This is a genomic window from Saccharopolyspora sp. NPDC003752, from assembly GCF_053605825.1.
On the sequence record NZ_JBSGJZ010000036.1, the window covers coordinates 69807 to 80983 of the forward strand.

General features: G+C 71.8%; 10 protein-coding genes. 7 read left to right on the forward strand and 3 right to left on the reverse strand.

The window, feature by feature from the left end; all coding sequences use genetic code 11:
* Nucleotides 1-24: 24 nt before the first annotated feature.
* The 4 genes from ACWEV3_RS33775 (at nt 25) to mycP (ending at nt 3314) form a co-directional block, all read left to right on the forward strand.
* Nucleotides 25-1083, forward strand: coding sequence for a WXG100-like domain-containing protein (locus ACWEV3_RS33775; RefSeq protein WP_452617775.1), 1059 nt, complete (start codon nt 25-27; stop codon nt 1081-1083).
* Nucleotides 1080-1604 carry a hypothetical protein gene (locus ACWEV3_RS33780; protein ID WP_452617776.1) on the forward strand — a complete coding sequence of 175 codons (525 nt, stop codon included), beginning with the start codon at nt 1080-1082 and terminating at the stop codon, nt 1602-1604. Before ACWEV3_RS33775 ends, ACWEV3_RS33780 begins: the two co-directional genes overlap by 4 nt.
* Nucleotides 1585-1971: a YbaB/EbfC family nucleoid-associated protein gene (locus tag ACWEV3_RS33785; protein ID WP_452617778.1), complete on the forward strand. Its 387-nt coding sequence runs from the start codon at nt 1585-1587 to the stop codon at nt 1969-1971. The genes ACWEV3_RS33780 and ACWEV3_RS33785 overlap by 20 nt, the downstream gene beginning before the upstream one ends.
* 62 nt (nt 1972-2033) lie before the next feature.
* Complete coding sequence (gene mycP, locus ACWEV3_RS33790) at nt 2034-3314, forward strand: type VII secretion-associated serine protease mycosin (protein WP_452617779.1); 1281 nt, start codon at nt 2034-2036, stop codon at nt 3312-3314.
* Between the two features lie 12 nt (nt 3315-3326).
* On the opposite strand, the gene ACWEV3_RS33795 is transcribed toward mycP, so the two are convergent.
* The 3 genes from ACWEV3_RS33795 to ACWEV3_RS33805 form a co-directional block, all read right to left on the reverse strand.
* Nucleotides 3327-3959 carry a DUF4360 domain-containing protein gene (locus ACWEV3_RS33795; RefSeq protein WP_452617780.1) on the reverse strand — a complete coding sequence of 211 codons (633 nt, stop codon included), beginning with the start codon at nt 3957-3959 and terminating at the stop codon, nt 3327-3329.
* Between the two features lie 468 nt (nt 3960-4427).
* Complete coding sequence (locus tag ACWEV3_RS33800) at nt 4428-4724, reverse strand: hypothetical protein (protein WP_452617781.1); 297 nt, start codon at nt 4722-4724, stop codon at nt 4428-4430.
* Nucleotides 4725-4736: 12 nt separating this feature from the next.
* On the reverse strand, nt 4737-5072 hold the full coding sequence (locus ACWEV3_RS33805) for a hypothetical protein (protein WP_452617782.1): 336 nt from the start codon (nt 5070-5072) through the stop codon (nt 4737-4739).
* Nucleotides 5073-5201: 129 nt separating this feature from the next.
* Between ACWEV3_RS33805 and eccCa the strand changes: the two genes are divergently transcribed.
* The 3 genes from eccCa to ACWEV3_RS33820 all read left to right on the forward strand — a co-directional run bounded on the left by eccCa (nt 5202) and on the right by ACWEV3_RS33820 (nt 10913).
* Nucleotides 5202-9164 carry a type VII secretion protein EccCa gene (eccCa, locus tag ACWEV3_RS33810; RefSeq protein WP_452617783.1) on the forward strand — a complete coding sequence of 1321 codons (3963 nt, stop codon included), beginning with the start codon at nt 5202-5204 and terminating at the stop codon, nt 9162-9164.
* Nucleotides 9165-9327: 163 nt separating this feature from the next.
* A complete protein-coding gene (locus ACWEV3_RS33815; RefSeq protein WP_132485975.1) occupies nt 9328-9741 on the forward strand; it encodes a hypothetical protein in 414 nt (137 codons plus the stop codon).
* 11 nt (nt 9742-9752) lie between these two features.
* Nucleotides 9753-10913 (forward strand): hypothetical protein, encoded by a 1161-nt coding sequence (locus ACWEV3_RS33820; protein ID WP_452617784.1) that lies wholly within the window; start codon nt 9753-9755, stop codon nt 10911-10913.
* Nucleotides 10914-11177: the final 264 nt, after the last annotated feature.

Sequence of the window (11177 nt, forward strand, 5' to 3'; positions counted from 1 at the left end):
CCACACGCGACACTGGGAAGTGCTGTGCCTGTTTCGGAACCCTCCGGGGAATTGTGGTCCAAGGTCAAGCCGCTCACCGAGTGGCCGGACACCAACGAGGACATGGTGGGCGCGATCTACTTCGCGCTGCTGGATTCCGCCGCGGCGTTCGCGGGGCTGGGCGAGGCGGGTCTTGAGGCGGTCTGGGAGGCCTGGCAGGACCCGGCGGGCGGCCAGTTCGTCAGCGTGCTGACCTGGGAGATCAACCTGGGCGTCGGCGCCGCCGGTCAAATGGTGCAGCTCGGCGGGCTGGCCGGCGCGTTCGCCGCCGACGTCAAGAACGCGAAGCAGTACATCCAGAACATCATCGCGCTCAACACCGTCCCGTACGAGGCCGCCGGGGCAGTCCCGTTCATCGGCGACGACGCCCAGGAGCGGATCGTGAAGCAGGTCGCGTCGTGGATCAACAACCACCTCAACGGCCTGCTGGACGGGATCGCCAACCGCCGGGACGTGGACCACGCTGCGATCGTCGCGGAGCTCGGCGAGGGCCGGAACCTGCTGGAGCGGGGCCAGGACCTGCTGGCGGACAACGCCGAACTCATCAACAAGGTGTCCGATGTGGTGGGTGACATCAGCACCACGCTCGGCCTGGCCTCCGACGTGGCCGGGGTCGTCCCGCATCCCATCGCGGAGGGGCTCAGCGAGGCGTTGGGGAACGCGTCGCTGGGCACCGGAGTCGTGGCGCTGGGCGGCCACACGCTGGCCGACAAGGCCGGCGCCGATGTCGCCGAGGAGACGCTGAACTGGGACCGGCAGGCGGTCATCTTCGGCGCGTCAGGCGTGCCGAACGGCACCACCTTCGTCGTCGGGGAGCAGATCGGGGCGGAGTTGGCCACTCCCGACGAGGGTCCGCCGACGTACTTCAACGACCTGCAGTCGTACTGGGTGCCGGAAAGTCCCTTGCAGGGCGCGCTCAGCGGAACACCGCTGCGCATCCTCGTCCCGTTCGCCAACGCGGCCGGGGACGGAATAGCGGCGGACAACGAGAGCCAGGGCGCGCGCGACGAAACCAGGGCGCGGGACCGGGTGGGGGCGCGATGACTCCGGCCGTTCAACCCCGGGCATCGGATTCCGTCCGGATCGAGTTGCCCGAGGGCTTCGAATCGATGCCGCTGCCACCGGGTGCCGCCGAGCAGGGCGCGAGCATCCTCGGCAGGTTCACCGCCGGCGACCCGCCGGTCTCGATGGCGCTGGCCGTCGGCGTCGCCCCGCTGCGCGCGATGCCGCTGCCCGCAGTGGCGATCGCGAGCAGCCTCGTCGTGCCCTACCGGCGGCGGCACCCGGCGGCCCAGGTCGGCGTCGCGATGCTGGCCAACGGGCCGGCGCTGGTGGCCCTGCACGCCGGGGAGTACCGCCTGCCGCCGGAGGTCGCCGAAGTGCGGGAGGCGCTGCTCCTGCCGCGGATCAGGGTGGAAGCGCAAGTACCGGACGGGAACCGGTTGGTCGTCGTGTCGGTCGCGAGTGCCGGGCAGGACGGCTGGCCCGCGGTCATCGCCGAGGCCACCCGCCTCGCCGGCAGTGTCGAAAAGGGACGGAGCACGCGTGCAGAACGGGACCGATGACCACGATCTCGGCGAGATGCGGGAGACCTACGAGCGCCTCGCCGACGGGATCCGGAAGTTCCGGGACGAGCTGACCGCCATGCGGGTCACCGCCGACTCCGCCGACGGCCTCGTCTCGGCGACGGTGAGCGGCCGCGGCGAACTCGTCGAGCTGCACATCGATCCGCGGGTCTTCCGCGCCCCCGATTCGCGGCGGCTGGCCGAGCAGATCATGGGGACCATCCGGTTCGCGGCCGGTTGCGCGCGCGAGGACGTGTTCGAGCTCGCCAAGCCGTTCCTGCCCCCGGACGCCGAAATCGACCGCACCGACGTCGATTTCGACCCCGCGCTGCACCAACTGGACCGCGCGTTGGGCCGCACCAGCTGAGCTCGTGGCCTGTTGCGGCCACGAGCAGCGACGCGGCCCGCACCGGGAAGACCATGGTGGAGATGAGACGACATCGAGTGCTGCTCGCCGCGGTGCTTGCCGCGACGGCGCTTCAGATCACCGGCGGCGCCGTCGCGGACGCCGCTCCCCCGCCCGGCGCCTGCCACGACCCGGAGCCCGCGCGCCCGCAGGTGCGGCAGCAGCCGTGGGCCCAGCAGGTCCTCGCCCCGGAGCGCGCCTGGCCGCACAGCCGGGGCTCCGGGGTGCTGGTCGCGGTCGTCGATTCCGGCGTCGACGCCGATCACCCGCAGCTGCGTCGGCCGGGAAAGGTGTTGCCGGGCCGCGACTTCTACCTGACGGGCGCGCTGCCGGGCGCGTTCGACTGCGTCTCGCACGGCACCGGGGTGGCCGGGATCATCGCCGCCGACCAGGTGCCCGGCGTCGGCTTCCACGGGGTCGCGCCGGACGCGGCGATCCTGCCGGTGCGGATCAGCGACCGGGACGTCGGCGATCGCGGCGAGTCGCTGCGGATCGACCCGCAGGTGGTGGCGAACGGCATCCGCTACGCCGCGGACCAGGGCGCGAAGGTGATCAACCTGTCCCTGGCGGGGCTGGACGACTACCCCGCCATCCGGGGCGCGGTCGCGTACGCGGTGGCCAAGGACGTGCTGGTGGTGGCCGCGGCCGGCAACGCGCAGCGGGACGCGAGCGCCGAACTGCCGTCCTACCCGGCCGCCTACGACGGCGTGCTCGGCGTCGGCGCCGTGGACATCGACGGCGCCCGGATGTCCGGCTCGCAGATCGGCCGGTACGTGGACCTCGTCGCGCCGGGCGAGAAGGTGCTCGCCACGTCCAGGGTGGACGGTCACAACTACGTGGACGGGACCAGCTTCGCCACGCCGTTCGTGGCCGGGACCGCTGCGCTGGTGCGCGCCGCCTGGCCCCGGCTCACCGCGCCCGAGGTCGCCCAGCGGCTGATGGCCACCGCCAGCCCGGCGCGCGGCGGCGCGACCGGCGACGGCTACGGGGCCGGCCTGGTCGATCCGTACCGGGCGGTGACGGACGGGCTCGACCTCAACGGCCCGGCGGCGCTGCCCGCGCACGTCCCGCAGCCCCCGGATCAGGCACGGCTCGACCGGATCGCGTGGGAGCAGGACACGGCGAACGCGGCGAAGTGGCTGACCATCGCCGCGGCCGGGGAGGTCGTGCTGGCCGCGGCGATGGCGGTGGTCCTGCCGCGCGGGCGACGGCGCCGCTGGCGGGCGGGCCGGGCGCGCTCGCTGCCCGCCGAACCCGCCGCCGTCGAACCACCGGAGCAGATCTTCCTCATCCCCGATCGCTGAGGACCGGCGCCGCTACGCGCATTCCTTCCACTCGAAGTGGTAGGTGGTGTCGATGTTGCCGTCGGTGGAGTCCATCGACATGAAGCTCGTCTTCGACGGGTCCGACGTGCCGGCGTCCACCCGCAATTCGGTGTTGATGTTGAAATTGCGCTGTTCGCCGCACGGCTTGTAGACGATCGCGCCGATCTCGGTGGAGTCGGTCACCTGCCAGTTGTCGCTCAGCGGTCCGGAGAACGGCGTCTGGAAACGGCCCGTCTCCGACATTCCCTGAAAGTAGTAGCTCGCCTTCTCCAGTCCGGTCGCCCCCGGTTCGAGGTGGGCGAAACCGCGGTAGTCGGCGCTGGCGATGCCGTAGGTGAATCCCTGCGGAATGTTGACGATCAGGTTGAGCTGGCAGTTCTTGCGGAAAGCGGTGGGATCCGCGCCCGGGCCCACCTTGGCCAGGTAGTCGCTGTAGCTCACGGTGAACGAGGTGTTGTCCGGGGACACCGCGACCGCGGCGGTTCCCGCCGGGCACCCCGATCCGTTCACCGTCGCGACATCGATGGTGATCTTGCCGGTCGGCGGCGGAACGTCGTCGTGGTAGCCCGCCGGGGAGAGCATGGTCAAAGCCGTCAAAGCGGCAGCAGAAAGAGCAGCGAACATGGCGAACGCCCTTCATGGAAAGCGAACAGACAAAACTTCACTGCTGTGAATGAGCCTTTCCAACCTCGTTTTGCGTGGCAGTGCAAGTGGCGGAACCTCAGAGGCTCCCTGGTCTGTGGGTGCCCCTCCTGATGTATGTCCAATACACGGCGGAGGGGCCGTCCTCGCCAGGAAGCCTCTGAGAACCCGCGGCGGTGCCGGTGTCGTAGGTGGGTTATGCGCCTGCGGCGCATGCGACACCCATCGACGTGCAGCTTGCGACCCGCGGCTGCGGGCCGACCAGGATGGAAAACGCTCAATGCGATGAGAGTAGCGGCGGGACCGATCGCGGCACGCCTCTGAACGGGCTAAAACCGCCGAGTCTCGAAAACTGTTAATGCGCGGGGAAATTGGGCCGCGGTGCTTTCCCTCGCGAACACCGGATGCCCGGCGCGGTGTGGCGCCGGGCATCCGGTGATGACGAAATGTCTAGATGTTGGTGACGATGTTGATGCCTTGCCGCAGGGTCTGGTTGCCGATGTCGCCGACGTTGCCGTAGGCGTTGCCCTCCGCGTTCAGCCCCTCCTGCCAGTACCCGGTTTCCTTCTGGCGCAGCTGGTAGGACTGCGCCATCTGCTGGTGGGCCTCGTCGAAGTGGTTGAGGTTCATCGCTTGCTGGACCTGCCCGTCGAAGTAGTCCCCGATCTGGGCCGCCGTCTTCTGCGCATCGGACATCGCCATGTCCATCATGTCGCAGACGATCTTGAATTCGCCGCCGGTCGACATTCGCTACTCCCTTCAGGTCGGGTTGATGACGCTCGCGGTGCCGTAGTCCGGCGCGGCGAGCACGCTCTGGGCGGCGTCCTGGCCGCCCTGGTACACCGACAGCAGCTGGTTGTTGTTGTCGACCAGGAGCTGGTTGTGGTCCGCGACCTTCCGCCACTGGTCGTCGCGGTTCTGGCCGACCGAGAAGGCCGCGGCCTGCGGCGACCCCAGCAGTCCACCCTGGACCGTCTCGCTGTTGCGCTGGCTGTGGGCCACGCTCGCGCCGTTCTGGTCGCGCTGGCTGTTCTCCGTCAGGGAGACCAGGTGCTGCATCGCCCCGTAATCGATGTGGGCCTGGTTGGAAACCATCCACCCCTCCTCTGCTCGGCGTGCGGTTCCGATGCCGAAGCTAGAGCGCGGAACCGGTCCCGCGCCCCGGCGCGGCACGTTCCTGCCATCGCCCGCGCCCACCGCCGCCGATCGCGAACCATCACGGTCATGGCGACAGTCGTGGTGAAGAGGCCGGCCCGCAGACCGGCGCCGGAGATGCCCGCCGGCGAGCTGGTGCTGCAGGCCCCGCCGGAGATCCCGCCGCCGCCCGCCCGGCAGTGGACGCAGGTGTTCATGGTCCTGCCCATGGTGGCGATGACGGCGGGCATGATGCTGATGTTCTCCGGTTCGCTGGGCGGTTCCATCCGCTTCGTCATGTACGGGCTGATGGGCGTGGCGATGCTCGGCATGGTCGTCATGGGCTTCCTGCAGAGCGGCGGCCCGAGCAAGCGCGAGATGGGCCACGCCCGGCGCAAGTACCTGCGGCACCTCGCCCAGCACCGGCAACGGTTCCGGCGGTCGGTGCGCGGGCAGCGCGCGGCGATGGAATACCTGCACCCGGACCCCGCCTCGCTGTGGTCGGTGGCGGCGAGCTACCGGTTGTGGGAGCGGCGCAAGGACGACCCGGATTTCGGTGTCGCCCGGATCGGCAGCGGCGCCCAGCGCCCGACTGTCACGCTGGTCGCCCCCGACACCAAGCCGCTGGAGGAACTCGAACCGCTGTCCGCGCTGGCGCTGCGCAGGTTCATCACCACGTATTCCACAGTGGACCGCTTGCCGGTCGCGATCGCGGTCAACGGGTTCAGCCGGATCTACCTGCGCGGCGACCGCGCTGCGGCGCTGGGCGTGCTGCGCGCGATGCTCGCGCAGCTGGCCACCTCGCACTCCCCGGACGACCTGCGGATCGCGGTGTGCGCGGGCGAGGAGCGCCGCCCGGACTGGGAGTGGGTCAAGTGGCTGCCGCACGCGCTGCACCCGGAGCGCACCGACGCGGTCGGGCCGGTTCGCTTGGTGGCGCAGGATATTCCGGCTCTGGAATCGATGCTGGAGGAGGAGCTCGCCAAGCGGCCGCGCTTCGACCCGGAGGCCGGGGCGGGCATCCCGGGCCCGCACCTGGTGGTGGTGCTCGACGGCGGCTCGGTCGCCGGTTCCGATCACCTGATGACCGGCGGCGGCGTGGAAGGCGTGACCGTGGTGGACCTGACCACCGCGCCGCCGCGGGCGCTGGACCGGAGCGCGGTCGTGCTGGACGTGACCGCCGACGGCGAACTGGGCAGCGAGACGATGGACGGCGCCGCTCAGGTCGGCCGGGCGGACTCGCTCGGCGCGGCCGCCGCCGAGGGCCTGGCCCGGCAGCTGGCCCCGCTGCGGCTGACCGCCGGCGTGCGCGGCGATGCGCCGATGACCAACGAGCTGGGCCTGGCCGACCTGCTGGAGCTGGGCGACCCGTACGAGCTCGACCCGGCCGAGACCTGGGCGCCGCGGCCGAACCGGGACCGGCTGCGGGTGAAGTTCGGCATCCGGGCCGACGGCGTTCCGATCGAGATCGACCTGAAGGAGTCGGCCCAGGACGGCATGGGCCCGCACGGCCTGCTGGTCGGCGCCACCGGATCCGGCAAGTCGGAGCTGCTGCGCACCCTCGTGCTGGCGCTGGCCGTCACCCACCCGCCGAACTCGCTGAACTTCGCGCTGGTGGACTTCAAGGGCGGCGCCACCTTCGCTCGGCTGGACGCGTTGCCGCACACCAGCGCGGTGATCACCAACCTCGCCGAGGAACTGCACCTGGTCGACCGGATGACCGACGCCATCAACGGCGAGCTGATCCGCCGCCAGGAGCTGCTGCGCGCGGCGGGCGACTTCGCCTCCCTGCGCGACTACGAGAAGGCCCGCGCCGCCGGCGCCCCGCTGCCCGAGGTGCCGACGCTGCTGGTCATCTGCGACGAGTTCTCCGAACTGCTGTCCGCCAAACCGGAGTTCATCGATCTGTTCGTCCAAATAGGACGGGTCGGCCGCTCGCTCGGCGTGCACCTCCTGCTCGCCTCGCAGCGGCTGGACGAGGGCCGCCTGCGCGGCCTGGAAACCCACCTGTCCTACCGGATCGGGCTGCGCACCTTCTCCGAGATGGAGAGCCGGGCCGTGCTCGGCGTGCCCGACGCCTTCCGGCTGCCGAGGGCTCCCGGGCACGGATTCCTCAAGGTCGGCACCGAGCCGATGGACCGGTTCCGCTCCGCCTACGTCTCCGGCGTCTACCAGAGCGCCGCCGGAACCGGCGTGGCCGCGGCCTTCGGCGAACGGCTGGCGCTGCACGAGTACACGACCACGTACCTCGCCCCGGAGCCCACTCTCGACGACGTGCCGGAGGAGCCGGAGGCCAACGAGGAGGCCGCCGTCGGCGAAACGCTGCTGGACGTCATGGTGGACCGGCTGCAGGGCCGGGGCACGCCGGCGCACCAGGTCTGGCTGCCGCCGCTGTCCGAATCGCCGTCGCTGGACGCCGTGCTGCCGCCGCTGACCGCCGATCCGGTGCGCGGGTTGACCGCCGCCCCGGCGGGCACGCTCCGCCCGGTGCTGGGCATCGTGGACCGGCCGCTGGAGCAGCGGCGCGACCCGCTGGAGCTCGACCTGTCCGGCGCCGCCGGGCACGTGCTGGTGCTCGGTGCCCCGCAGACCGGCAAGAGCACCGCGCTGCGCACCCTGATCACCAGCCTCGCCCTCACCCACACCCCGCGCGAAACCCAGTTCTACTGCCTGGACTTCGGCGGCGGCACGCTCGGCTCTCTCGCCGGCCTGCCGCACGTCGCGGGCGTGTCGGGACGCCTGGACACCGGCGCGGTCCGGCGCACCGTCGCCGAGGTGGCGACGCTGCTCGCCCAGCGCGAGCGGATGTTCGCCGAGCACCAGATCGACGGCATCGCCACCTACCGCCGGCTGCGCGCCGAGGGCCGGTTCGCCGACCACCCGCACGGCGACGTCTTCCTGGTGATCGACGGCTGGCAGACGCTGCGCAACGACTTCACCGACCTGGAGGAGGTCGTCGGCGACATCGCCGCCCGCGGCCTGTCCTACGGCGTGCACGTGGTGGCGTCCTGCGCCCGCTCCTTCGAGCTGCGGATGAACGTCCGGGACCTGTTCGCCAGCAGGCTGGAGCTGAAGATCGGCGACCCGATCGACTCGATCGTCGACCGGCGCGCCGCGATGAGCGTGCCCGCCGACTCGCCCGGGCGGGGCCTCGCGATGAGCGGGCACCAGATGCTGGTGGCGCTGCCCAGGATCGACGGGGTGAGCAGCGCAGGCGATCTGGCCGGCGGCATCGGCGCGCTGGTCGAGGCGGTCGGCGCGGCGTGGCCGGGCGAGCCCGCGCCGCCGGTGCGGCTGCTGCCGGGCGTGCTGCCCTACGCCGAGCTGCCCGCCACCGACGAGCTCACCGGGGACGAGGCGGGACTCGCGGTCGGCATCCACGAGCGCGACCTCTCCCCGATGCGGCTGGACTTCACCGCCGACCCGCACTTCTTCCTGCTGGCCGACACCGAGTCCGGCAAGACCACGTTCCTGCGGGTGCTGGCCCGGCGGATCTGCCAGGCGTACTCGCCGAGCGAGGCGCGGATCGTGCTCGTCGACCACCGGCGCGGTCTGCTCGGCGAGATCGGCGACGAGCACCTGCTCGGCACCGGCACCAACGACGCGCACAGCCGCGGCCTGCTGGCCGAGGTGGCCGCCGAGCTGACCAAGCGGCTGCCGGGCCAGGACATCACGCCGGAGCAGCTGCGGGCCCGGAACTGGTGGCAGGGACCGGAGATCTTCGTGCTCGTCGACGACTACGACATGGTGGCCACGCACCAGGAACACCCGCTGATGTCGCTGCTGCCGCTGGCGGCGCAGGGCGCCGACATCGGCCTGCACGTCGTGCTGGCCCGCCGCACCGGCGGGGCAGGGCGCGGGCTGTTCGAGCCGTTCCTGGCCCGGCTGCGGGAAGTCGGCGCGCCCGGCCTGATGATGTCCGGCGACCGGGACGAGGGCCCGCTGCTGGGCGGCATGCGCGCCCAGGTGCTGCCGCCGGGCCGCGGCTGGCTGGTCGACCGCCGCGGGCAGAAGGACCAGGTCCAGATCGCCTGGCTCCCGCCGGGCTCGTAGCCGAAATGGCCGGTTGCTGTCGCCGCCCCCACCGCGACCGGCCGCCGTGCTTCGCTGAGCAGGGGGCAGGCGATGCGCGAAAACCCGTGGCTATCCAGCGGAACTGCCGGGCCGACCCGGACCGCACACGCGCGACACCGCGCCGGACATCGAGGAGGGGCGTATGCCCGCAGCAGAGGTCAACGGCAACACCGAGGCGATGAGCGCGTTCTCCAGCCGGCTCACCGCTCCACCGATGCCGCCGTCGCTCACGCGGCTGGGGACGCCGCCGAACCTGTCCGGCCTGTTCGAGGGGATCGCGATGTCCGTGCTGGACAAGGCCGCCACGGCGGCCATGGCCACGTACCTGACGAAGGTGACCGAGGACCTGGTGACCGACTCCGCGAAGGTCAAGGCGGCCGCGGCGACCTACAGCGCCGCCGACGTGACCAGCGCGCTCACGCTGACCGCCTCGGCCCTGAAGCTCGCGAACAAGGGGCTCGGCCTGCTGAAGCAGGCGGGCGGGACGTTCGGCCAGCAACCCGCCGCGAAGCCGGGTGACGAGCCCGGAACCGCCTCCCCGACCAGCGCCGCCTGAGGAGGGCATCCATGGCAATCCCCTACAACCTGCTGCCCATCGAGGCGCACATGGCGATGATCACCGCCGAGCAGGCGAACGTCGCCGTCCTCACCGACGCGGCGCGGATGTGGACCGAGGTCCGCGCCTGGATCGAAGAGGCCAGGGTGGAACTGCACACCCGCGCGGGCGAGCTCGCTCCACATTGGAAGGACGACGCCGGGCGGGCGCACGAGGAGAAGGTCCAGCGGTCGCTGGCCGAGCTGACCATGTGGGCCGACCGGATCGACGCGGCCCAGCCGGTCGAGACGCTGACCACGCTGGCCGGCGCGATCCCGGAGGCGCTCGGGACCGTGACCGGCCTCTACGAGTCCTACATGCTCGCCATGTCCAACCCGCTCACCATGGGGATGGCCCCGGCGTTCCAGCAGGCGGCCGGCGCGCGGATGTCGGCCCTGGGCGCGCAGTTCGACATGTCGATGCTCAAGGTGGTCGCGGCCTCCGGGCTCCAGTCGCCGGGCGACGTGCTGCCCGCGCCGGAGGGCGGCCTCCCCGTTGTCGAAGGCTCGCCGGGCGAGTTCCTCAAGGCGGCGAACGCCGGGATGGACGTCCTGTCGGAACTGCAGAACCTGGCGTCGTCGATGACCGACGGCGCGACCGCACCGGACCTCTCCGGCGCGACCGGGCCGTCGCTGGCCGGGGCGACACCCGTGACCGGCCCGGTCCCGAACGCGCACCTGGGCGCCGGGCTGCCGTCGGCGTCCGGCCCGCCGGTGCCGTCGGCTGGACTGGGCTGGGCGGGCGCGGCGGGCGGAGCGGGCATGATGCCGCTGGCGAAGCCGGTAGCGGGCAAGCGGGCGCCCAGCCTGGCCGCCGAGGTGAAGCCGGGAACCGCCGCCGCGGCCGGGACGAAACCGGTCGCGGGCGCGATGCCGCCGCCGATGATCCCGCCGTCCGCCGGTCAGGGCGCGACGGGCACGCTGCGCCCGGGCAGCGCCGAGCAGTCCACCGGCCGGACCGAGACCAAGCGCAGACCGGCCGGAACCGACGGCGTGCCGGAGAGCCTGCGCGGCCGCTCCGGCGGCGACGCCGCCTTCCACCGGACGAGCGGCCAACGCACCCGCGAAGCAGGCCCGGCCCGGCTGCCCGACGACGAGCTGTGGCAGGCAAATCTGCCCGCAACACGCCGATAACCGTTTCACAGCAGGGAATTCCGGCACCTGTCGTGCGGGACTGGCACCTCCTGCCGGCGCGCGGGCGCCTGCGCCCAGATCGCCGGCACCCGCGCACCCCCACCGCCCACACTGGACATGACACCTGCCGCAAGTTCCATTGAAATCGAAGGTCCGATTTCAATGAGATTCTGCGCGGATGGCCTGTGTCCTGGGTCGTGAGTGGTCATGGCTGCTGTGGCGACCATAGCCACTCACGACCGCGGGACGTCGGGTCGTGAGTGG